The sequence below is a fragment of the Aeromonas sp. FDAARGOS 1418 genome (assembly GCF_019048585.1).
Lineage (GTDB): Bacteria > Pseudomonadota > Gammaproteobacteria > Enterobacterales > Aeromonadaceae > Aeromonas > Aeromonas caviae.
The window spans coordinates 1,848,641-1,873,201 of the sequence record NZ_CP077387.1 but is presented as its reverse complement, the minus strand read 5'-3'; the positions used below and the strand labels follow the sequence as shown (position 1 = coordinate 1,873,201).

The following is a 24,561-nucleotide window of genomic DNA, read 5'->3' as shown; positions in this document are numbered from 1 at the left end:
GATTTGCGGGCCTGTGGCCATGGATCCTCAACGAGCGAGAAAATCCCCATGCTGGAACGTGCAAGACAAGAGTGGTTCTCCAACATACGGGGCGATCTGCTGTCGGGCATCGTCGTCGCCCTGGCGCTGATCCCGGAGGCCATCGCCTTCTCCATCATTGCGGGCGTCGACCCCAAGGTCGGCCTCTATGCCTCCTTCTGCATCGCCGTGGTCATCGCCTTCGTCGGCGGTCGTCCCGGCATGATTTCCGCCGCCACCGGCGCCATGGCGCTCCTGATGGTGACCCTGGTCAAGGAACATGGCCTGCAGTATCTGCTGGCGGCCACCCTGCTCACCGGCCTCTTCCAGATAGCGGCGGGCTACCTCAGGCTCGGCAGCCTGATGCGATTCGTCTCCCGCTCCGTGGTGACCGGCTTCGTCAACGCCCTGGCCATCCTTATCTTCATGGCCCAGCTGCCCGAACTCACCAACGTCACCTGGCAGGTCTACGCCATGACCGCGGCCGGGCTTGGCATCATCTATCTGTTCCCGCTCGTTCCCGTGGTGGGCAAACTGCTCCCCTCCCCCCTGCTGTGCATCGTCATCCTGACGGCGGTGGCCATCACCCTGGGCATCGACATCCGTACCGTGGGCGACATGGGCGAGCTGCCCGATACCCTGCCGGTCTTCCTCTGGCCCGACGTGCCCCTCAATCTGGAGACCCTGGCCATCATCTTCCCCTATTCAGCGGGGCTGGCGGTGGTGGGACTGCTCGAGTCCATGATGACGGCAGCCATCGTCGACGAGATGACCGACACCCCAAGCGATCGCAACCGCGAGTGCAAGGGTCAGGGTATCGCCAACATCGGCGCCGGTCTGCTGGGAGGCATGGCGGGGTGCGCCATGATTGGCCAGTCCGTCATCAACATCAAATCCGGTGGCCGCGGCCGCCTCTCCACCTTCGTGGCGGGAACCCTGCTCATCCTGATGGTGGTCTTCATGGATGAGTGGATCCGTCAGATCCCCATGGCCGCCCTGGTGGCCGTGATGATCATGGTCTCCATCGGCACGTTTTCCTGGGAGTCGGTACGCAACCTGAAGAGCCACCCCCTCTCCACCAACCTGGTGATGGTAACCACCGTCGCCGTGGTGGTCGCGACCCACAACCTGGCACTCGGGGTATTCGTGGGGGTGCTGCTCGCCTCCCTCTTCTTCGCCCACAAGGTTGCCCGCGTCATGCTGGTCAAGAGCGACAGCGAGCGCAGCGGCGCCGTGCGTACCTATCTGGTGCGGGGCCAGGTCTTCTTTGCCAGCGCCGAGCAGTTCCTGGCCGGTTTCGATTGCAGGGAGGAAGTGGAGAAGGTGGTCATCGACCTGACGCACGCCCACTTCTGGGACATCACCGCCATCACGGCCCTCGACAAGGTGGTCATCAAGTTCCGCCGTGAGGGGAAAGAGGTGGCGGTCATCGGCCTGAACGACGCCAGTGCCACCCTGGTCGATCGCTTTGCCATCCACGACAAACGCCAGGAGGGAGAGCCCCTGCTGGCCGAGCATTGATCCCGGCGCCCCATGAGGGCGCTGCCTGCAAGCCATAAAAAAGGCGCTGTCCCAATTATGTGTTGGAAGGCTAATCTGGAAGTAGGTCATCACCGCGAGGACCTTCATCATGGATACGCCAGCCTTCCAACACCTGTTGTCCCTCTTTCCATTACTTACTCTGCGTCAGCGCCGTGTCGCTCAGCATGAGCTCGCCGCTCCACACCCGATTACGTCCCTCCATGCCCAGTTACCCACATGCTGCGGCTGTCCCCACTGCCAGGCGGATGCCACCCAGCTGGCCCCCTGGGGCTGGAGCCGTGGGCTGCGTCGTTACCGTTGTAAGCAGTGTCGGCGAACCAGCTCCCTCCTCACCAAGACGCCTTTGGCCAGATTACGTAAGGCTGAGCATTGGGAGGACTACGCCCAGGCTCTCATCGACGGGCTCACTGTCCGCCAGGCCGCCGTCCGCTGCGGTGTTTGCAAGAACACCGCCTTCTTGTGGCGTCACCGCTTCCTGAAGGCGATGGCAAACCACCAGGCAACACGGGAAGAAGGCATTGTGGAAGTGGATGAAACCTTCTTCCTCGAATCGTTCAAGGGGCAGCGAGGGTTGCCTCGTCCGGCAAGACATCGTGGCGGGAAAGGGCGTACCCGGGGGACCGGGCGGGATTACATCCCGGTGATGGTGGTGCAGGACAGGGCGGGCCATCAAGCCGACTTTCAGCTGGAAAGGCTGGATGCGCAGACGGTGAAAGCGGTGTTGCAGCCACTCATCGCGCCCGATGCAGTGCTCTGCAGTGATGGTGCAGGGGTGTATGCCAGTTTCAGCCAAGCGCGGGGCATAACACATCAAGTGGTGTACAACCGTCGAGGTGAGCGAGTCATTGGGGCATACCACATCCAGCATGTGAACGGATATCACCGGCGGTTGAAGGAGTGGATGGAACGATTCCATGGAGTCGCAACCCACTACCTGAGGAATTATCTGGGCTGGCGCAGGATGCTGGAACGTTACGGCAGGGAGGTAAATACCAAGATGTGTTTGCATGAGGCGCTAGGGCACCCGATGCAACACGTAATTGGGACATAGCCATAAAAAAAGCCCGTCTCTCCCCATGAGATGGGCTTTTTTTGGGCTGTTGGATCACAGTCAACACACGCGCCTCGGCGCGCCCATCCCGAGCCGATGGGGCAACGCGGGGTCATGACCTGCCGTCAGGGTGCAAGAGGGGCCATGAAAGCAGGAACAGGGTGCCGCCCCGCCCGCCGGGTTGGCAAACCGCGCTGCCGCCGTGGGCCTCGGCAATCGCCTTGACCACGGCCAGCCCGAGCCCGCTGCCGCCACTCTTGCGTGAGCGTGACGGATCCCCCCGGCGAAACGCCTCGAAGATAAGGGCGGCGACCTCCTCGCTGATGCCAGGCCCTTCGTCTTCCACGCTCAGGATGCACTGGGTGCCCGAACGATGCAGGCGCACGGTCAGCATGCCCGGCACCGCGTGCTTCTGGGCATTTTCCAGCAGCGCCATCAGGGCCTGACGGATGCGAAGAGCATCGCAACAGACACAGAGCTCGGCATCGAGCTCCTGTTTGAGGGTGAAACCGCTCGCGGCCAGGGGGGCGACAAACGCCTCGAGCACCACGGCAAGCTCGTCGGCCAGCCTGATCGCCTCTCGTTGCAACTCCAGGTGGCCGCTGTCGTTGAGACTGAGTACCCGCAAGTCTTCGATCAGGTGGGTCAATCCCTCCACCTGGCGCAGCAAGCCTTCAAAGAGCGCACGCTCTGGCGGAAATACCCCTTCGGCCAGCCCCTGCAATCGGCCACGCAAGATGGTCACCGGGGTGCGCAATTCGTGGGCGATGGCGGCATTCCAGAACTCCCGCTCGCGGGTCATGCTCTGCAGTCGCTCGGCCATGGTGTTGAAGTCCCGCACCAGTTGCGCCGTCTCCCCGATCGCCTGTTCATCCAGCGGCACGCGCGCATCGAGTTTGCCCTCTGCCACCTCGCGCAGGCTGTTCGCCACCGAATTGAGCGGGGTCAGGATGCGCCGAGAGAGGCGCACCGCCACGTACAGCGCCATCCCCAATGCAATGAGAATGGTCGAGCCAATCCAGATCATCTCGACCCTGGAGGGCATCCAGCTCTCGGAAATGCTGCCAGGCACATAGGTCACGGCAATGGCGTAGAACACATAGGTGCCGATCACCGCGAGGCAGATGATGCCGAGCGCCATCAGCCCCAGGGAGCGGATGATTTGCCTGCGCAGGCCGGGTGCCGATGTCACGCATCGCCCCCGAAGCGATAGCCGACGCCCCAGACACTGGCGGGCACCCCCTGGATGCCGTGCGCCTCCAGCTTCTTGCGCAGCTTGCTGATGTGGCTGTCCACCGTGCGCTCCTGGGTATCCCCCTCTGGCAGGCAGTGGGTCAGCAGTTCGGCGCGGCTGAACACCCGTTTCGGCGCCCGCATCAGGGAGGCGAGCAACTTGAACTCGGTCAGGGTCAGATCCAGCACCAGTTGCCCGTCATCGCGGCAAAGGCTGGCCTCGTGGCTCTCCAGATCGATCTGGAAGGGGCCGACCCGCAACACCCGAGCCGTGGCCTGTTTTGCAGCCTGGCTGCGTCTGAGCACCGCCTGCACCCGGGCCACCACTTCGGCCGGATTGAAGGGTTTGACCACATAGTCATCCGCCCCCATGCGCAGTCCCATCAGCTTGTCGAGATCCTGATCCAGGGCGGTCAACATGATCACCGGCGTGTCGCCACGGGCCCTGATCTCGCTGAGCACCTGCCAGCCGTCGAGTTGCGGCATCTGCACATCCAGCAGCAGGAGATCGGGTTTGCATGTCTGGTGCATGGCCAGGGCTGCGCGGCCATCGGCGGCATGCAGGGTGCGCAATCCGTGGCGTTGCAGGTAAGCGGCGAGGATGTCGGCGATCTCGGCTTCATCCTCTGCAATCAGTACCAGTGACTGGGCCGCCGGGTTGGCGGAAGCAGGAAGATACGACATGGTCGGACTCGAAAATGGGGGGCTTGAACTTTATCACCGCCTCCATGGATTCTCCACAAAGCCTCGAATCATTCGCAATAGCCCCTCTCCATAATGCCCGTTCGATGTGCTCTCGCGGCAGCACCATGCCCGGGAGACGGTTTAACGAGGTGAGTATGATGTTTGTCAAACAGCGGTATGCGAGCGCCCTGCTCGCCGTCATTGCCGCATTCGGGTTGGCAGGTTGCGATGGGGCGACGCAAGCGCAAGATGCGCCGGCCCTTCCTCAGGTGTCGGTGATGACGCTGGCAGGTCAGGACCTGGTCATCAGCGAGGATCTGCCCGCCCGGGTGGCCGCGGTGCGCAGCGCCGAAATTCGGGCCCAGATCAGCGGCATCGTGCAGCGCCGCCTGTTCGAGCAGGGCGCCGAAATCGGCGCAGGCACCGTGCTGTTCCAGATAAATCCGGCCCCCTTCAAGGCGGATGTCGACAGCGCCGCCGCAGCATTGCAGCGCGCGGAGGCCGTGCTGGCCCGCGCCCGTATCCAGATTGACCGTCTGGTGCCGCTGCTGCGCACCGAGGCCATCAGCCGCCAGACCTATGACGATGCCGTCTCCCAGCGTGATCAGGCGGCCGCCGACGTGGCTCAGGCCAGGGCGACCCTGGCCCGGCACCAGCTGAACCTGCAATTTGCCAGCGTGGAGGCCCCCATCGCCGGGCGCATCGATCAGGCGCTGGTGAGTGAAGGGGCCCTGGTGTCCCCCACCGACGCCACCCCCATGGCCAGGATCCAGCAGATCGATCAGGTCTACGTCGATGTGCGTCAACCGGCCTCTGTGCTCGACACCCTGCGCCAGCAGGCTGGTTCGACGGCACCGGAACTGGCGGTGGACATTCTCGGCAGCGACGGCAAGCCGCTCGGCATGCAGGGGCACATCCTCTTCTCCGGCATCGAGGTGGATGCCGGGACCGGCGACGTACTGCTGCGGGTACTGGTGGACAACCCGGAGCGGCGGCTCTTGCCCGGCCTCTACGTGCAGGCGCGCATTCCCCGTGCCCGCTATGCCAACGCCCTGAGCGTGCCTCAGCAGGCGGTGGTGCGCACATCGGGCCAGACCAGCGTGTGGGTGCTGGATGGCCAGGGGCAGGCACAACTGGTTCCGGTCAACACCGCTGAACTGGTGAATAGCCAGTACCGCATCACGTCCGGGCTCAACGCCGGACAGCGGGTGGTGCTCGAGGGGATCGACCGCCTGACCCCGGGGACGCTAGTCATTGCCCATCCCTGGCAATCCCCCGCCGTCAGCCAGCAGGCTGACGCCGGTAACCGTTGAATCGGAGACATTTCATGCCGCAGTTTTTCATTCATCGCCCGGTGTTTGCCTGGGTGATCGCCCTCTTCATCGTGCTGGCGGGGGTCATCGCCATCCCCAAGCTGCCCATCTCCCGCTATCCCTCGGTGGCGCCGGTGTCGGTGACCCTCTATGCCACCTATCCGGGCGCCACGCCGCAGACCCTGAACGATGCGGTGGTGAGCCTGATCGAGCGCGAGCTGTCGGGGGTGAAGAACCTGCTCTACTTCGAGTCGTCGGTAGATGCCTCCGGCAGCGCGCAGATCACCGCCACCTTCAAGCCGGGCACCGATCCGGAGCTGGCCCAGATGGACGTGCAAAACCGCATCAAGGCGGTCGAGCCTCGCTTGCCACAGGCGGTGCGGCAAACCGGCCTGCAGGTGGAGTCCGCCTCGTCCGGTTTTCTGATGATGGTCGGCATGACTTCACCGGATGGCCGCTTCGATGAGGTCGCGCTGAACGACTACATGGCCCGCAATATCGTGCAGGAGCTGCGCCGCATCGACGGCGTGGGGCGAGTGCAGCTGTTCGGCGCCGAGCAGGCCATGCGCATCTGGGTGGATCCGGGCAAGCTCGCCGCCTACGGGTTGACCATCAGCGAGGTGGCGCAGGCCATCGAGCAGCAGAACGTGCAGATTGCACCGGGGCGCCTCGGCGACGAACCCGCCCTGCCTGGCCAGCGACTGACGGTTCCCCTCACGGTACAGGGGCAGCTGACCACTCCCGAGGCATTCGCCGCCATCGTGCTGCGGGCCGGTAGTGATGGCGCCAAGCTGGTGCTGGGTGACGTGGCCCGGGTCGAGCTGGGGGCGCAATCCTACGCCTTTTCCAACCGCGAGAACGGGGTGGCTGCCACCAGCGCCGCCATCCAGCTCTCCCCCGGCGCCAACGCCGTGCGCACCGCCGATGCGGTACGCACCCGTCTTGCCCAGCTCTCGCCAACCCTGCCGGCGGGCATGGCCTATTCGATCCCCTTTGACTCGGCCCCCTTCGTCAAGGTCTCCATCGACAAGGTGATCCACACCCTGCTGGAAGCCATGGTGCTGGTGTTCCTGGTGATGTTCCTCTTCCTGCAGAACCTGCGCTACACCCTGATCCCGGCCATCGTCGCCCCCATCGCCCTGCTCGGCACCTTCGCGGTGATGCTGCTGGCCGGCTTTTCCATCAACTCCCTGACCATGTTCGGCATGGTGCTGGCCATCGGCATCATCGTCGACGACGCCATCGTGGTGGTGGAGAACGTCGAGCGCCTGATGGCCACCCAGGGGCTATCGCCCCGAGAGGCGACATCGCGGGCCATGAAGGAGATCACCGGGGCGGTGATCGGCATCACTCTGGTGCTCACGGCGGTGTTCATCCCCATGGCGTTCGGCAGCGGCTCCGTGGGGGTCATCTACCAGCAGTTCACCCTGTCGATGGCGGTGTCGATCCTGATTTCCGCCTTCCTCGCCCTGACCCTGACGCCGGCGCTCTGCGCCACCCTGCTGCGTCCGGTCAGCCCGGATCACCATGAGAAGCGCGGCTTCTTCGGCGCCTTCAACCGGGGCGTCGAGCGGCTCACCGCAGGCTACAGCGTTCGGGTCACCCGGCTGGTCGGGCGCAGCGGACGGATGATGGCGGCCTTCCTTGCCCTCTGCGCCGTGCTGGCCATTGCGGCCACCCAGCTGCCCTCCTCTTTCCTGCCGGACGAGGATCAGGGCTACTTCATGACCTCCATCCAGTTGCCGACCGGCGCCACCAGCGAGCGCACCCTGGCCGTCATCAAGGAGTTCGAGGCCCATGTGGCCTCTCGCGAGGCGCTCGACACCAACCTGGTGGTACAGGGCTTCAGCTTCTCCGGCGCCGGCCCCAATGCGGCCATGGCCTTCACCATGCTCAAAGACTGGGACCAGCGTCATGGTGCCACGGCCGCCGAAGAGGCAGAGCTGGCACAGGCCGCCATGGCCAACAGCAAGGAAGGCACCGTGATGAGCCTGCTGCCGCCCGCCATCGACGAACTGGGCACCTCTTCGGGTTTCACGCTCTTCCTGCAAGACAGGGCCAACCAGGGGGAGGCCGCGCTGCTGGCCGCCCAGGCGCAATTGCTGGCACTGGCGGCCCAAAGCGAAGTGGTGAGCGATGTCTATCCCGACAGCCTGCCCCCCGGCGAGAGCATTCACCTCGAGATCAACCGGCAGAAGGCCGAGGCCATGGGACTCTCGTTCACCAGCGTGAGCAGCACCCTGTCGGCGGCGATGGGATCGCTCTACATCAACGATTTCCCCAACGGCGGGCACATGCAGCAGGTCATCCTGCAGGCCGACGCGTCGGCGCGCATGCAGCTCGATGACGTACTCGGCCTGCGGGTGCGCAATGCCAGCGGCGGTATGGTGCCCCTGCGGGAGGTGGTGACGCCGACCTGGCGCCAGTCGCCGCAACAGATGATGCGCTTCGAGGGCTTCCCCGCCGTGCGTCTCTCCGGGAGTGCCGCCCCCGGGGTGTCCAGTGGCGCCGCGATGGCGGAAATGGATCGCCTGGTGGCGCAACTGCCGCCAGGCTTCGCCCTGGCCTGGACGGGACAGTCGCTGCAGGAGCGCCAGTCGGCGGCCGAGGCCCCCCTGCTGATGCTGCTGTCGGGGCTGGTGGTCTTCCTGGTGCTGGCCGCGCTCTACGAGAGCTGGTCCATCCCGCTCTCCGTGATGCTGGTGGTACCGCTGGGTCTGCTCGGCGCCGTGGCGGCGGTGATGCTGCGCGGCATGCCCAACGACGTCTTCTTCAAGGTGGGCATGATCACCATCATCGGCCTGTCGGCCAAAAACGCCATCCTCATCGTGGAGTTTGCCCGCCAGTTGCATGGCGAAGGACGCTCGCTGCTTGATGCCGCTGTGACCGCCGCCCGCCTGCGCCTGCGCCCCATCCTGATGACGTCGCTCGCCTTCACCCTCGGCGTGGTGCCGCTGATGCTTGCCAGTGGTGCCAGCGCCGAGACCCAGCATGCCATCGGCACCGGCGTGTTCGGCGGCATGATCAGCGGCACCCTGCTGGCCATCTTCTTCGTGCCGGTCTTTTTTGTCTTCGTCATCGGCACCCAGGCGCGCATTCAGGCCTGGCGGGCACAGCGAGCACAGCACCGATCATGCTGACCGCTGCGCGGGTTTGCTGGCCCTGGGGAGGCGATGATCATGCAATGCATGCCTGGCACCATTTTGCGTTCCTTCGAAGAGGATGAGCGCGCCATGGTGCCGGGCCTGTGGTTCATGGCCGCTGCTGCGGGGCGACCCTATCGCGGGTTGCCTCTCCAGGATTTGTGACCAGCCCTCCGTCGCCGGTGCATCCTTGGTCTTCTCCAAGATGGCGATCTGCTATCTGGCACAGGGGGCTTGCACCATCCCGGGTCGGTGCCGACCCAGCAGGAACCCGGCCTCAGCATCGCTCTGAAGACCGACGCCATTGGCCTCATCGACTGCATGCTGTCTGCCATCACCAGTCAAGGCTGGACACTCCTGGTGCCTGAACCGCTGGAGAGGCCCCCGCAATGTTGATGACAGCCTGAGTCTCATTCAATACGCCATGAAATCGAAGTCAATTTAAGTGTTACTCAGAAATCGACACATCGCAATCACCTCAGATACATTGCAGATCTACTCCGATACTTTCCCTCTGATCGTCAGACTCAAGAGAAAAAGAAAATAATCCATTAAAAACAACACAATGAACTCTTTTCATTTAAAGATAACTCTTTCTTGCACATCCCATCAGCTGGTCATCAGGACACGCTTTCTGTGATTTGAAACACAAACTTTGATCATCACAGGGGATAAGCATTGCATTGGAAATCGATTTCAAGAAAATAAAGCCAGCATGATTTGTCTTGGCATCGATTGCATAGCGTCTGTTTGAGTCTTGACGGTTCATCGCGGTGGATATTTTTCCCATTGATTGGAGTGGTCAGTATGAATGCATCAAAAAAAGGACTTTTGGCGTCGTTGATCGCCGCTGCCCTGCTTGGCGGGTGTGGTGGGGCCGATAATATCGACTCGAATAGTGGCAACACCGGTGGTAATAACGGTGGCGACAACGGTGGCACCACGCCCCCTGGCGACAGCACCCTGATCCTGTTCGGGGTCGGTGCCAATGGGGGTACAACCCCCAGCATCCAGTCAGAGAAGGACAACTGGAGCTTGCAACCGGTCACCGCTTCTCCCGTCGCCATGACCAGCATCAGCGCCGTGCTCATCAACAATGCCGGTACCGATGACACCGCCGATGTGCAGGTAGCCGGTGACGGAGATGGCACCTTCATGCTCAAATCCGCCACCCCTCTGAACCTGAGCAAATACGCCTCCGGTTTCATCGAGTTCCAGCTGCGGACCAAGAGCAAGGTGCCGGAAGTGCTCAATGCCTCCATCGACAACGAGTATCCCAACCGCAGCAGCCTGCCCATTGCCAGCGCCCTGACCGGTTCCGGTGACTGGGAAACGCTCACGCTGCCCATCAACTGCATGAAGCCCTTCCCCGGTGCCACGGCCATCAACCTCGCCACTGTGGGCACACCGTTCCACCTGGCCACCAAAGAAGCCTTCAACTACGAAATCACCAACATCAAGTACCTGCTCACCACCTCGGCCAAGCCCGTTGTCGACCCGGTCACCTGTGAAGCGCCTGGCGGCGCTACCGACCCGGGCACAGACCCAGGCACCGACCCGGGAACCGATCCCGGTACCGATCCTGGCACCGATCCAGGTACCAATCCGGACACAGGCTCCGGCGTCAACAATGCCCCCGCGCTGGTGGCCACCGATGCCGCGCTCTACTACTCCGGTGACAAGAGCCAGGCCTTGGACCGCAGCGCCGATTACCCGGCAGCCAGCTTCGGCGGCACCCTGACGGATGAAAACCAGGTCATCACCATGGACCTGCCAGGCAATGGCGCCGCCTTCCTCGGGACCGACAGCGCCAATGGGGATCTCTCCGCCTATCAGGACGGCGCCATGCTGCTCGACCTGAAAGTCTCCAGCTACGGTGACTCCCCCAACATCCAGATCCGCATGGACGGTACCGCAGGCCCGGACTTTGGCACCTTCTTCACCATGGACAGCAACATCGTGCCCGATGACGACACCTGGTACCGCTGCATCCTGCCGGTCGCCTCTCTCATTCCGGCGGCCAACACAGGCTCGGTGCAAAAGGCGCTCTACCTGAGCGGGGCCTGGGACTCCATGGCCGGTCTGCGCTTCGCCTTCACCAACGTGGCCCTGAAAACAGCCATCCCGGCGGACTTTGACAGCAATCAGCCCTGCCAGCAGATCAAGTGACAAGGCATTGAATCTTCGAGAAATCGATTGAAAATAATTTTCTACGGATTGGAGCAATAAGATGAAATTGAAGTCACTCGCCTTGTTTGTCGGGGCATGTTGCGGGCTGGCAGTGCCCGCAGTATCGAATGCCGCCGAGAGTTTTGGCTTCCACGGTTATATTCGTGCCGGCTCGATGTTTGACGCCAAGGACAACTTCGCCAAGGCGGGGTACGAATATGAGATGGACAAGACCATGGGGCGCCTGGGCTCCGAGCTGGACAACAGCTGGGAAGCGGGCCTGAACAAGTTGTGGGATCTGGGCAGCAACAAGTCGGTCAACATCCACTTCAAGGTGGAGTCCGATGCCGACGGCCTGCAAACCCGTGCCGCGCCTCGCGAAAGCGGTGTGTCAGAAACCTATGTGGAGCTGGGTGGCATCACCCCGACCGGGACCATGTGGGGTGGCCTGCGCTATTACGACCGCGAGAACTACATCTGGACCACCGACTATTTCTACACGGACTACTCGGGAACCGGCGTCGGCATCAAAGCCATGGAGATGGCGGGTGGCAAGTGGGATTTTGCCTATATCAACAGCAACGACACCAGCCACTCCGACCGCGCCAATGGCACTGAAGCCACCATGCACACCCTCCACACCAGCGCCCTCTACGGTGCCTGGGACATGGAGATCGCACTCAAACAGATGCCCAGCAACGAGTTCACCGGCGACAACAAGCAATATGCGACCAAGGGGGCAGAAGGAACCGTCATCTATTCCCGCGACGACTTCTTCTTCATGCCGGGCGGCTTCTCCAAGTTCATCGCCCAGGCAGGACGTGGGCTGGGCTCAGGGGACTTGCTGGGTGCCAACCTGACCAATACCGCCATGTATCGCAAGGGCTCCCTGTATCAGAAGACACTGCAGGACAAGGCGGATGGCTATAAACCCTACCAGTCCAAGGTGATGGAAGGCGATCAATCCTACCGCCTCTTCCTCTGGGGTGGCTGGTATGGCGCCAATATTCATCTGCTGCCGACCCTCTCCTACCAGTACAACGACTACGAGCTGGGTGGCCATGACTCCTGGTATGCCGCATCTCTGCGCCCGGTATTCCCGATCAATGAGTTCTTCTCCATCCAGACGGAAGTCGGATATGTGAAAAACAACCTGATCATCGACAACGTCGAACGGGGTGGCACCTCTCACAAGGTCAGCATAGTGCCGACCTTCACCGTCAATACCGGCATGGGGCCCTCACCGGAGATCCGCATTCTGACGACCTATGTCGATCACAACAACGAGACCCCCTGGCAGGAAGACCGGGAAGATTTCCTGGTCGGTGTACAGGCGGACATGTGGTGGTAGGTTAGGTCGCGATACTTATCTGCACTATAATCTCGGGTCCCTTGGGGGACCCGCATTGCATACGAGGAAACACGATGAAGGGAACGAAGCAGTGTCTGCCTTTCCTGGTCAGTCTGCTGATGGCCGGATGCGCCGGCATGGGCCCGGAGCATTCGCCAGGATCGGCAGTCTCCGCCCTGCAGCAACAGGTTGAGCAAGGTCGGGAACAATTGTCGAACAAGGTGGCGGTCGAGTCATTCAAGGAACTTCGCTTCCAGTCCCTCGGGCAGGAGAGCCGCTGGGTCGATGTGAGCACCGACAGCCAGGTCTATGCATTTGATTCAGGCAAAAGCTATGTAATGGCCTTCTCGCTGCCCGAAGTCAGCCAGGCAACTCGCGTCAAAATAACCATTCCGGTCGACTATACCGTCTTCCTGCCCAGCATCCTGTTGCTGGACGAGCAATACAACGCCGTTCAAACCATTCCCGGTTCCACATTCAGTTATGACGGTCGTTCGTTAATTTCAGGGCAGAACATTCAGGGGGAATTCACCATTCCGGCCCCCATCGGCAGCGCTCGGGCCGCCTATATGGTGATCTATTCCACGGCGAAGGACATGCAGGGCAGTACCCGGCTCAACCCGGACGATCTCCAGCGCGCCATGCAATATGATCGCACCACGGATGTCGCCCGCCTCATCAATGTGGAAGTGCCTCACTCTGCTACCGGACGCCTATATTTGACGCTGGACGCAGAGCCCGCTGCAAATGCGACGCAGATCGCAAAAACCATATCGCCCGTGATGGTCTCACCAGATAAATCGTTGGGTGAACTGGATTATTATCAGCATATTCGCACTGCCGTTCAGAGCAAAAACTATGAGCAGGCGCTCGCCTGGGTCAAAGCCGCCGAGCAAGCCGGTTTTACCAAGGCAAAAGAGGTCTTTTTTGCCGCCCAGCAGTAGCATTTCCTCCCCTGGCAAGGCGCATCATCGCTTGTCACCACCAGGGGAAACGGGTATCCTAACTTGCTGATTTATTAAGAAGATATTCATATAACACTGGCCATGACCAGGGGTTTTCACAGTCGAGTACGGAGGGGGGATGTCGAAGTCAGCTCAGGAGAAAAAAGCCACTGTCTATGATATCGCCCGCCGAGCCGGTGTCTCGGCAAGCACTGTATCCCGGATATTGAACGGCTCGGCCAAAGTGGCCGCAGATAAACGTCAGGCGGTGGAAGATGCCATTCAGGAATTGAATTTTCGTCCCAACCTGATGGCGCAATATTTGAAAACGGGTCAGTCCATGACCCTGGGTGTTTTGACCCAACATGTGGAGAGTCCATTTTCCAACGAAATGTTGCGGGGTGTTGAACACACTCTTCAGGGCATGGAGTATGTACCGCTGATTGTCAGTGGTCACTGGAATGCGGAAGAAGAAGTTGAGCGGTTGCGCCTGCTGGTGGCCCGGCGGGTTGATGGCCTTATTATTTTGACCGGCCACGTCAATCAGCAAACACTGCTCGAGTTTTCCCAGCAAATACCGATTGTGGCCACAGGTCACAATATCATGACCGAGCGGGTACACTCCTTCAGCATCAATAACCGGCTGGGTGGCTACATGGCGACTCGCTATTTATTGGATCTGGGTCATCGTGACATCGCCCATATCGTCGGTTTGCCGGATCATAACGATGCCATCGAGCGTCATCATGGCTATCGCCAGGCCCTGGTGAGCGCAGGTATCGAATATGACCCCTCCCTGGTCATCCAGGGGGATTTCGCCGAAGTCGGCGGGCTCAATGCCGTCAAGAAGCTGGTGGAGAGCGGCCGGAAATTCTCCGCCATCTTCTGCGCCAACGATCAGACCTGTTACGGGGCCATTCTGGGTCTCAAGCAGTGCGGCTTGCGGGTGCCTGAGGATGTTTCTCTCATCGGTTTTGACGACCTGCCCTTCTCCACCTTTTCCAACCCGCCATTGACCACGGTGCGCCAGCCCATCTACGAGATGGGTGTCAAGATGGTCAAGACTCTGTTGGGTTTGATCGAGAACACGGAGCTGAACTCGGACGAACTGCCCGAATTGAGCATTGTGGTGCGTGATACCACACTGCCGTACAAGGGGTGAACACAGACCGGGGCGGTTCCCTGCGCAGCATCAGATCCCTGCACAGCATCAGCGCAAAGCGGCCTTCGGGCCGTTTTTCTTTTGTCAGCCACCTGTCCAGCGAGCGACGAGTCCCTGCCGCGACTTCCACCTTGACTCTCTGACATAGCACAGAGACCACGCACAACCTGGCGTCCCTCTTCTGCGGCCCCTCAATCCGGCCTGGCCCATGACACCAGCCAAAGCCTGGCAATGGCAATGGCAATGGCAATGGCAACCCGATGAACCCGGTCGACCTGAATGAAACAAGGCGCCTGAAGGCGCCTTGGGGAGTGTGCAGATCCCTGCGGGAGCGTGACCACCGTCAAGGCGCTGCGAAGGGGGATTCCGTCCCGGTGGCCGCGCTGGTTGCCAGCGTGGGGAGAGGCTCGTCCGCTTCACACAGACTGGCTCTTCTCGTGGCCGCCTTCTGGGGGGGATACCAGCTTGCCAACCCCTGCTGGATGCGCGCGGCGGCGGCTTCCGGCGTCATGGTGCCGAGCACCACGGATTGCGATACCTCCGCAAGCTCCGTGGTAAGCGATGGCTCACCCCGGGTGAGGAACTGCGCCCCCAGACGCAAGGTGGAATCGCAGGTATCCCGCCAGCCCATCATGGTGCTCGCCACCGGGTCCTTGAGCTCGAAGAAGTGATTGGAGAGGGAGAAAAAGCCGGGCACCGAATTGGAGAAACGTTCGGCAAAGTCGGCGCTTGCCATCCACTCCACCAGTTTCAGGGCGGCCTCCTTGTTCGGGCTGGCGGCATTGATGCCGATCCCCATGTCGGTGTGATCGGTGAAATAGCAGGTGTCCCCCTCCTGCGCGACGGGGGGCGGGAAGGCACCAAAATTGACCTTGCCGGTGAACTGGGCCAGCGACCAGGAGCCCGCCACTATCATGGCGGCCTTGCCCGCGGCAAAGGCATCCACCGCCTGTGCTTCGGTGGCATCGGCAGGATGGTCCCCTATGTAGGGCCGCCAGCTCGCCAGCTCACGAAACGCCGCCACATAAGGGGCATCGGTCACTCGCGCCTGACCGTTGATCAGCGCCAGGCGGCCATCTTCCCCATGCCAGTAATTGGGACCGATGTTCTGATAACCAAGCTCGGAGACCACCCAGCTGTCGTGAGCCGCCAGTGCCAGCGGCAGATAGCGGCCATCCTGCTTCACCTTCTCCAGCACGGCGAAGAAGTCGGCACGGGTTCGCGGCGGTGTCAGCCCAAGGGCGTTGAAGATATCGACATTGAAGTAGAAACCCTGGATCACGGAGGCAATGGGCAGGCAGAAGGTCTGGGCCCCGGAGTCGGTCTGCCAGGCGGCCTTGGCAAAGCTCGGGAAGTTCTCCATCCCGGGCAGGTCCGTCAGATCCAGCAGATGCCCCTGCTGGAACAGCCGCAGGGACTGATCATAAGGACGGCAAGTGATGAGATCCCCTGCCTTCCCCGCCGCCAGCCGCTCGGCAAGCTCCCGATCGTAATCCGCCGAGCGCTGCGAATGCAGCTTAAGGGTGATCTCGGGATGGATCGCCTGAAAACGGGGCAGAAACTGCTCCTTCCAGAGCGCCTCGTCATCCACGCGCCAGGTTTCCAGCACCAGCTCCTGGGATACCGCCGCCGTACTCAGCCCCCAGACCAGTAGGGCACTCACAGATTTCCACATCGCCTCTCTCCTACACCTTGAAACGGGCCACCAGACTCTGCTGCTGGCTGGCCAGCCCCGACAACACCTCACCACTGCTCGCCAATACCCGGGACGCCTGCTCGGTCTCGTGAGCCACGTCTGCGATGGCCGCCACGTGCTGGGCCACTCCCTGACTCACCGAAATCTGCTCCGCTGCGGCATAAGCCATGTGATCCGCAATCTCCTTGATGGCCTCCATGCGCGAGGCAATCCCCGCCAGGGCACTCTCGACATCCCGGGTCTGCTGCACACTCTGCTGGGTCTGCTCATGGCTCTGGGCCATCACGCTCGCCACATCGCGGGCGCATCCCTGCAGGTTGTCGATCATCACCTGGATCTCCTGGGTCGCCCCTTGTGAACGGGTAGCCAGCGCCCGCACCTCCTCGGCCACCACCGCAAAGCCCCGCCCGGCCTCCCCGGCACGGGCCGCTTCGATGGCCGCATTGAGGGCCAGCAGGTTGGTCTGTTCAGCCATGCCACGGATCACCTCGAGAATGTTGCCAATGTTGCTGCTGTAGCCTTCGAGCTTGCGGGTGATCGCCATGGCCCCGGCGATGTCGGTCGCCAGTTGCTCGATGCCATCCCGATTGGCCTGTATCAGATGACGTCCGCGCCGGCTCTCGTCATTGGCCTCCCCCACCTCCCGACGAACATGATCGCTCGAGCGCGCCACTTCGGTCGCACTGGTCTCCAGCTCGAAAATGGCGGCCGCCACCTGATCGGTCTGGGCCTTCTGCGCCTGCACCTGCGACATCACCTGCTCGCCGATCTCCGCGGTCTTGCGCGTCTCGCTCACCAGGTACTCAGAGCCGGTCTGGACCTCCATCAGAAGCGTCTTGGTGTGGTGGGCCAGCTGGTCGATGGAGTTCGCGACCTCACCAAGCTCGTTCCTGGCGGGGTAGCGAACCCGCAGCGTCATGTCCCCTTGTGCCATCAGACCGAGAACCCGATTGATCCGCACCAGCGGCACCTGGATGCTGCGGGCCGTACTCCAGGCAACAATGAGGGCGATGAGCACGGAACACAGGGCCACCATCACGATCCAGGTGCGGGCGCTGTCAACCGCGACGTCGGCACTCAGCCTGTCCTCCTGCATGCTCTGGTTGCTGATGGCGATAAGCCTGTCCAGGACCTCCCCCAGTTGCTGGCTCTGCGCCTCCTGCTGCTCACGCAAGCCATGGAGTTGCTGGCTGATTTGCTGACGGCGCACCAGGGTGGCAATCAGCCCCTTGTCGCCAAATACCTGCTGGGGAATGCGCGCCACATGGCGGGTGAACCTGGCCTTGACGTCATCGGGGACAACAATCCGCTCCAGACGCTGGTTCGCAATGTCGATGTCTTTGGCCAGCACCCCCTGTAGCGCCACCAGATCCGTGTTGCCGTCGGCACGCAGGATCAGCTTGAGATCCCGTGCAATACCGCTGGTGATGAGCTCCGCCTTGTTCTGCAAAGAGCGCCGCCCCGCCGTGTAACGCACCAGCAGGTCCGCCGCCGAACGGTAGTTGTCGTCCAGGTGCAGCAGCTCGCTCCGCATCCGTGCGAGCACCCGCTCCAGCTCGACCGACTCTTCGTGCAGGCTCATCAACTGCTCAGAGATGGTAAACAGCCGGGGGGCCTGGTCGGTGACCCGGGCGAGTTGCCGCTCACTCTCGGTATCGAGTGTCAGGGCCGCGAATGCCTTGATGTGCTGCTCATAGCGGACCTTGTCATGGGCAACACGCTGACGGGACTCGGGGAACGCCGACGTCTCCCAGATGGCGAGATGCGCCAGGCTGTCCCTGTCAGCCATCAGCAACGCGGCGCGCAGCCGGCTGGCGGTCAGGGCCTGAGGCGTCGCCTCTTCGGTCACCTGCTGGAAACGACCGTGAATGGAGGTCGTCTTCAGGTAACTGATGGCCCCGAGCAATAGCAACAGGACCAGCAGCAGCGTAAAGCCCAATCTGATCCGCTGTACGATCGACATCCTTCTCTCCCACCTCTCCCTCCGCATCGGGGCGGAGCCGGTTATCAAGGCACCAGGAGCCCGACAGGCATCCTGGTGCATCTGGCTGACGGCTTATCGACTCAACCTGCCCTGGCAATCGAGCCTGACCACTTCCCCTGAGACCCCCAGCAGAGAAGCCGGTACCCAGCGAACGGTCGCCATGTCGATACGCGCCTGTCCACTGGTACCCAGGATGAAGGGGGTATTGACCTTCGCGAAGTCCATGCCCTCTTCGAGGCAGCGCAGGGGCAGACTCAGGGTCACCCACTTCTGCGGGGGCAACTGGCGCAAGGCCGGAGCAATCTCGATGGACTTGCCGCAGGGCCAGCCACACTGCAGCCCCAGCGTCATGTCCCCCGCTGGCGCCTGCTGCACCCGCAGCGTCACCTGCAGCTCGCTCTCGCCCTTCAGGTAGGTGCGACGATCCGCCCCCTTGACCTGGGTGGTCTGCAACTGGATCGTGGCCCCGGAGTCGACACCCGGCTTGTTAGCCCCGAGGAAGGTGACCGCTCGCGCATCCTGCTGGCGCAGGTAGTCGATGGGCTGAACCTTGATGAAGGTCATCTCGGTCACGCTGTTGCCGGAGACTTCAGTCCCCGTCCAGTTGCTGGCATCCCCCATGCGCAGACGGTGTTCTTCACCCGCTTTTGGCCCGAACAGCTCGAGCACCTTGTCAGCGGCGCTCAGTTTGGCGGGGTCGCTCTCGTTGCAGCCGAAGGTACGTTTATCCAGGGTCAGGGTATTGAGGTTGCTGACCCGGGCCGCCACAGGGGAAGGCTTGCCGTAGCTGAGCCCGTAGCCATAGGGGAAGAGCGGTGCGTACTCACCCGCGGGATCCTGCTCGAAGGCTAGGCGCTGCCAGCCCGGGATATGGGTGGGCGTGCGATTGATGGTGGTGGCGCACTTGCTGAAGGGCCACGAGAAGGAGAGGCGTCCCTGGAAGTCATGGGCCACCTTGCCCTTTGCATCCCTGAACAGCAGATCGGTGATCCCCTCCCCCTCGGTGCCCGGCAGCCAGGCGGCGACAAAGGCGGAAGAGAGATTGAGCTCCTCATTGACGTAGAGCGGACGTCCGGAGAAAAGCACGGTCACCACGGGGATGCCGGCCGCCTTCAGCCGCTTGAGGGTCAACAGGTCCTCGTGATAGCTGCTCTTGAGATCCCCATAGGCAAGGGTCTTGTTGTCAGGAATGTCGCCGAACCACTCGGCATAGGGATCCTCCCCCATGACCAGGATGGCGACATCGGGCTTGGCTCCCGCAAACTCACCGGCTCCCGTGCTTACCTGCACATGATCCGCACCGACGGTGGCGGTCACCGCATCCAGCACGCTCTGGGCACCGGGGAAATCACCGCGCCCGTTTTCGCTGCCTTGCCAGGTCAGGCTCCAGCCCCCCACCTGCTTGCCAAGATCGTTGGCGGCGCTCCCAGCCACCAGCACCCGGCTCTGCCGACTCAGGGGCAGGATCCTGCCCTCGTTCTTGAGCAGCACCAGCGACTTGCGTACCGCCTCCCGGGCCAGCGCCTTGTGCGTCACGGCACCAAGTTCACCCTGCTTGCCCGCCAGCTCACGGGCCGACGGCATGGGTTTCTCCCACAGCCCGGCCCGCATCTTGACCCGCAGGATACGCGTCACGGCATCGTCGATCCGGCTTATCGGGATCTGCCGGCTCGCCACGCCATCGAGCAGGCTCTGGCGAAACTCCATCCAGTCCTTGCGCGCCGTGACCATGAAGATGTCGACCCCGGCCAGCACCGCAGGCAGGCAGCTCCCCATGGTGCAACCGGCGATCTCGCTGTGACCGTTCCAATCAGAGACGACAAGGCCATCAAAGCCCATCTTGCCCTTGAGCACGTCGGTCAGCAGATAGCGGCTGCCGTGCAGCTTGCCGTTGTACTCAACCCCGTCTTCTGGCAGCACGTCGCGGTTGAGCTCGTTGTGCCAGCTGTTGAACGAAGCCATGACCACCTGGGCACCGGCATCCAGCCCCGAGAAGTAGCCCACCGCGTGCAGGTTGCGCAGGTCCTCTTCCGAATAGAAGTTCTGACCCCGGTCGACCCCGTTCAGGGTACCGCCGTCCCCCACGAAGTGTTTCACGTTCGAGATGACATGGCGCTGGCCGCGCAGATCCGTCGCGGAACCTTGCAGGCCACGCACCATCTCGCCAGCATAGTGATAGACGATGGCGGGATCTTCGGAATAGCCCTCATAGGTCCGGCCCCAGCGATCATCCCTCGGCACCGCCACCGTCGGGGCGAAGGTCCAATCCAGCCCGGTGGCGGCCACTTCCCGCGCCGTCACCTGGCCGATACGGTAGATGAGATCCGGATCCCGCGCCGCCCCCAGGCCGATATTGTGCGGGAACAGGGTCGCCGCGAAGACGTTGTTGTGGCCGTGCACCGCATCGGTCGCCCACATGAAGGGGATGCGATATCCCCTGCCCTCGAAGCCCGCTTCCGCCGCCTGCCAATAGGTGTCGGCCTGGTGTGCCCAGTCCTGGGCCGACGCGTGTTTGTTGTTGCCGGGCCAACCCCCCCCTCCATTGAGGACGGAGCCAATCTTGTAGCGCGTCACCTCCTCAGGTGTCACTTCACGAAAGTCGGGCTGGATCATCTGGCCAACCTTCTCCTCCAGGGTCATCCGGGAGAGCAGAGCCTGGATCTGGCGCTCCATCCCCTCGTCCCTGGCAATGGCGCTGTGGATCTGCGGCCAGGTGGAAAAATAGGGCATGGTCGACAACTCATCCGCCATCCCGGCACTCCCGATGCCGCACCCCACGAATAGGCAGGTCATAGACCTGGTGAGACCTGTAGTTTTACGCATTTTCCTTATGACTCTCCGGATGTTCTCGTTCATCGCCTGGACTCATCGTTCATGGCGAGTCGTCTTGAAAAACAGTCGAATCTGAAATCGATTGCAAGAATATTAAATGGTAAACAGAAATCTCTTCGTCATTCCAGCAGTATCTTTGTCATGCCATGACAAAGATCCCGCTGAAAGAGAAAATAGTGATGCAACTCACAAACTCGGGGGCGTGCCTCATCAGCAGAATACCCAGGAAGGAACAGAGAGAACGGGTAGACTCATTGCAGGAATGACCAACAAAATAAAATTAAAACAATAATTTAAATGCAATCAATCACATTGATTTGCCGCGTGAGCTGTCTGGAACGACACCGATATGGCCAAACGGCTCGGGAGTCAGAGGAATGTTGAAAGGATTCAATGGAATTCAATTCAAGTGCATAAATATATCAATAAACGAAAATTTGCCGTCTCCATCACATTTCATAAAAGCAAACTTGATCTGCCAAAAAATTTACTGTTACCTGAATCGTGAAATCGATTTCCACTCAAGGATTGTGTGTGAATCTTGACAGTGAAATGCGGGCCGCAGGATGACTCGGTCATTTTCTGCGTGAGTGCGAAAATCGACGCCATTATTTCCGTCTGTGATCAAAGGGGTAACAATGAAAACATCTCGGCTTAGTGCCCTGACGCTTGCCATGTCTTGCGTCATTGGCTTGCATGGCTGCTCCCTGCCCAGTGCAGGAGCATCTGGTTCAGCGACCTCCTCGGCATCTGCCGGACCTGTGGGTGAATTGCTGACCAATGGGGGCTTCCAGGGAACCGATGGATGGTGGACGGCCGGGGGGACCCTGAACGCCGAGAACCAGATGGGCTGTATCACCTTCACCGAGTCGGGCTCCAATCCCTGGGATGTCATCCTGGGTCAGTCCAATCTCGGCCTGGTGCAGGGGCAAACCTACAAACTCCATTTCACTGCCATGGCCAAGAGCGACATCAACGTCAAGGCCCTGATCCAGCATGATGGCGCCCCCTACACCAACTACATGGTGCAGGACCTCGCCCTCGGCAGCACGCCCAAACCGTTCGATATCCAGTTCACACCTTCTGCCACTGACGAGAAGACCCAGTTCCAACTTCAGATGGGCACCCAGACACCGACCACTGTCTGTATCGGTGAAGCCACGCTATCGGGCCCCTCCTTGATCAAGAAATCGGAGCTAGGCAGCGTGCGCGTCAACCAGGTCGGCTATCTGAGCAAGGCTCTGAAACGGGCGACCATCGCCACCGACAGCAAGGACGCGCTCCCCTGGACCCTGCGCAATGCCCAGGGTGAGACCATCGCGGAAGGCAAGACCACGCCCTTTGGCCTGAATGCCGCATCCGGCGAGAACGTACAGATTGCCGACTTCAGTCAGGTCACCACCCCGGGCACCGGCCTGGTACTGGAGGTCGCCGGCCAGAAGAGTCATCCGTTCAGCATCGGCGATGACATCTATCACACCATGAAATTCGATGCCCTCTCCTTCTTCTATCAGCAGCGTAGCGGCATCGACATCGAAGCCAAATATGTCCAGCGTCCCGACCTTGCTCGCCCGGCAGGACACAAGCCCGAGAACGTAACCTGCTTCAACAAGCAGGACGCCAAGGGCAACCAGTGGCCTGGCTGTGACTTCACGCTGGATGTGACCGGCGGCTGGTACGACGCCGGCGATCAGGGCAAGTACGTGGTCAACGGGGGGATCTCGGTATGGACCTTGATGAACCTTTATGAACGGGAGCAGCTGGCGAAAGAGGGTGACAAGAGCGCCTTTGCCGACGGCAAGGTCAAGATCCCGGAACAGCACAACGGCTACAACGATCTGCTGGACGAGTCCCGCTGGATGATGGAGTTCTTCCTCGCCATGCAGGTGCCCGAAGGCAAGAAGGCCTGGGTGCCGGTAGGCGATCAGTCCAAGCAGCTCGACAGCCTGAAACTGACCGAGATCGATGCCTCCGGCATGGTCTTCCACAAGGTCGCCGACGAAGCCTGGACCGGGATGCCGCTCCCGCCCCACAAGGATCCACAACCCCGTTTCCTGAGCCACCCCAGCACGGCTGCGACTCTGAACCTGGCGGCCACCGCCGCCCAGTCTGCTCGCGTATGGAAAGATCTGGATCCGGCCTTCGCACAGCGCAGCCTGCAGGCAGCGGAACGAGCCTGGAAGGCGGCCAACCGCCATCCGGACGTCTATGCCTATGACAACTTTGTGGGATCCGGTCCCTATGATGACACCAACCTGAAGGACGAATTCTACTGGGCTGCCGCCGAGCTGTTTGCCACCACCGGCAAAGCCGAGTACAAGCAGGCCGTCCAGCAGTCCCCTCTCTATCTGGCCGCCCCCAAGGGGGATCGCAGCGCAAGCGGTGATCTCTACTGGCAGGATCTCAGCAGCGCAGGGACCATCACGCTGGCCATGGTGCCTAACAAACTGGGCAAACAGGAAGTGGAGAAGGCACGCGCCGCTATCATCGCCGCAGCTGACGGCTACCAGAAGAGCGTGGCGACGGAGGGTTACCTTATCCCCTATCAGGCGACCGAATACCCCTGGGGCTCCAACTCCAACCTGATGAACCGCAGCATCTTCCTCGGGTTGGCCCATGACTTCACGGGAGAGCGCAAATACCTGCAGGCCATGTCCGATGCCATGGACTATGTGCTCGGCCGCAACCCCCTCGACCAGTCCTATGTGTCAGGCTACGGCAGCCGTCCGCTGAAGAATCCGCACCACAGGTTCTGGGCTCACCCCATCGACCCCGCGTCTCCCCTGGTTCCGCCAGGTGTGCTCTCGGGCGGACCGAACTCCATCAACTTCAGCGATCCCGTTGCCTCCACCCTCAAGGGCAAGTGTACCGGCCAGACCTGCTGGAAAGATGAGATTGGTGCCTGGACGCTGAACGAGGTCACCGTCAACTGGAATGCCCCCTTCTTCTGGACGGTCAGCGTACTGGATGAAGGTGGATTGACCCGCTGATCACCCTTCCAATGCTCCGTCCCCGTGACGGAGCATTGTTTTACTCTCCTGCCGACCTTGCCCAGGACAACTCCCGCACCGGTCGCCACCCTCCGCTTTACGTTTTCCTTTTCCTTTTTTCCCTTTTCCGTCATCATTCAGAGGCTGACGGCAGCAGAACCCTCTCTTATCGATCATTTCATCTGACCGCACCTTCGCAACCCTGCCTTTTACATGTCCGTCTCTTGGCCACCTTATTTGCGCATCCACTTGATCCCTCATTTGCCATCAGATCTGCTGACGCCATCTGGGCATCACCCGCTCCCCGACTCTTCTACAGTGCCCCGCGCGCGAAGAAGGCGGGAAAGCAGGATACCCGGCTCCTGAATCGGGTTTCGTGACCCTCAGCGAGAACCACAAGGCAACCCCAGGCTGAGCCCGCCATCTGAGCAAGACACTGTACAGAGCCC

At 61.5% G+C, this 24,561-nt stretch carries 14 protein-coding genes; 9 read left to right on the top strand and 5 right to left on the bottom strand.

Features of this window, described 5'->3' with window-relative positions; translation table 11 throughout:
• Window positions 1-48: 48 nt before the first annotated feature.
• Both I6L48_RS08985 and I6L48_RS08980 read left to right on the top strand, forming a co-directional pair.
• On the top strand, window positions 49-1,539 hold the full coding sequence (locus tag I6L48_RS08985) for a SulP family inorganic anion transporter (RefSeq protein WP_113069807.1): 1,491 nt from the start codon (window positions 49-51) through the stop codon (window positions 1,537-1,539).
• 109 nt (window positions 1,540-1,648) lie between these two features.
• On the top strand, window positions 1,649-2,611 hold the full coding sequence (locus tag I6L48_RS08980; RefSeq protein ID WP_041215707.1) for an IS1595 family transposase: 963 nt from the start codon (window positions 1,649-1,651) through the stop codon (window positions 2,609-2,611).
• 112 nt (window positions 2,612-2,723) lie between these two features.
• Here I6L48_RS08980 and I6L48_RS08975 read toward each other — a convergent pair whose 3' ends face one another.
• Both I6L48_RS08975 and I6L48_RS08970 read right to left on the bottom strand, forming a co-directional pair.
• A complete protein-coding gene (locus I6L48_RS08975) occupies window positions 2,724-3,803 on the bottom strand; it encodes an ATP-binding protein (RefSeq protein WP_113069806.1) in 1,080 nt (359 codons plus the stop codon).
• A complete protein-coding gene (locus tag I6L48_RS08970; protein ID WP_113070621.1) occupies window positions 3,800-4,528 on the bottom strand; it encodes a response regulator in 729 nt (242 codons plus the stop codon). Before I6L48_RS08970 ends, I6L48_RS08975 begins: the two co-directional genes overlap by 4 nt.
• 155 nt (window positions 4,529-4,683) lie before the next feature.
• Between I6L48_RS08970 and I6L48_RS08965 the strand changes: the two genes are divergently transcribed.
• The 6 genes from I6L48_RS08965 (at window position 4,684) to I6L48_RS08940 (ending at window position 14,610) form a co-directional block, all read left to right on the top strand.
• Window positions 4,684-5,841, top strand: a complete 1,158-nt coding sequence (locus I6L48_RS08965; protein ID WP_216987986.1) for an efflux RND transporter periplasmic adaptor subunit — start codon at window positions 4,684-4,686, stop codon at window positions 5,839-5,841.
• A gap of 14 nt (window positions 5,842-5,855) precedes the next feature.
• The gene (locus tag I6L48_RS08960; RefSeq protein WP_216987985.1) at window positions 5,856-8,981 is read left to right on the top strand and encodes a multidrug efflux RND transporter permease subunit; all 3,126 of its coding nucleotides are present in this window, start codon (window positions 5,856-5,858) and stop codon (window positions 8,979-8,981) included.
• An 834-nt stretch (window positions 8,982-9,815) separates the two neighbouring features.
• Window positions 9,816-11,153 (top strand): putative glycoside hydrolase, encoded by a 1,338-nt coding sequence (locus I6L48_RS08955; protein ID WP_124814158.1) that lies wholly within the window; start codon window positions 9,816-9,818, stop codon window positions 11,151-11,153.
• Window positions 11,154-11,214: 61 nt separating this feature from the next.
• On the top strand, window positions 11,215-12,504 hold the full coding sequence (locus I6L48_RS08950) for a carbohydrate porin (protein WP_039041336.1): 1,290 nt from the start codon (window positions 11,215-11,217) through the stop codon (window positions 12,502-12,504).
• A 74-nt stretch (window positions 12,505-12,578) separates the two neighbouring features.
• Complete coding sequence (locus I6L48_RS08945; protein ID WP_039041337.1) at window positions 12,579-13,448, top strand: MalM family protein; 870 nt, start codon at window positions 12,579-12,581, stop codon at window positions 13,446-13,448.
• A 139-nt stretch (window positions 13,449-13,587) separates the two neighbouring features.
• The gene (locus I6L48_RS08940; RefSeq protein WP_039041338.1) at window positions 13,588-14,610 is read left to right on the top strand and encodes a LacI family DNA-binding transcriptional regulator; all 1,023 of its coding nucleotides are present in this window, start codon (window positions 13,588-13,590) and stop codon (window positions 14,608-14,610) included.
• A gap of 343 nt (window positions 14,611-14,953) precedes the next feature.
• Here I6L48_RS08940 and I6L48_RS08935 read toward each other — a convergent pair whose 3' ends face one another.
• The 3 genes from I6L48_RS08935 to I6L48_RS08925 form a co-directional block, all read right to left on the bottom strand.
• Window positions 14,954-16,285, bottom strand: coding sequence for an ABC transporter substrate-binding protein (locus I6L48_RS08935; protein ID WP_039041339.1), 1,332 nt, complete (start codon window positions 16,283-16,285; stop codon window positions 14,954-14,956).
• A 10-nt stretch (window positions 16,286-16,295) separates the two neighbouring features.
• The gene (locus I6L48_RS08930; RefSeq protein WP_216987984.1) at window positions 16,296-18,269 is read right to left on the bottom strand and encodes a methyl-accepting chemotaxis protein; all 1,974 of its coding nucleotides are present in this window, start codon (window positions 18,267-18,269) and stop codon (window positions 16,296-16,298) included.
• Window positions 18,270-18,362: 93 nt separating this feature from the next.
• Complete coding sequence (locus tag I6L48_RS08925) at window positions 18,363-21,041, bottom strand: glycoside hydrolase family 3 protein (protein WP_216987983.1); 2,679 nt, start codon at window positions 21,039-21,041, stop codon at window positions 18,363-18,365.
• A 719-nt stretch (window positions 21,042-21,760) separates the two neighbouring features.
• On the opposite strand from I6L48_RS08925, the gene I6L48_RS08920 reads away from it, so the two are divergent.
• Window positions 21,761-24,112, top strand: a complete 2,352-nt coding sequence (locus I6L48_RS08920) for a glycoside hydrolase family 9 protein (RefSeq protein ID WP_318841325.1) — start codon at window positions 21,761-21,763, stop codon at window positions 24,110-24,112.
• The last annotated feature ends 449 nt before the right edge of the window (window positions 24,113-24,561 follow it).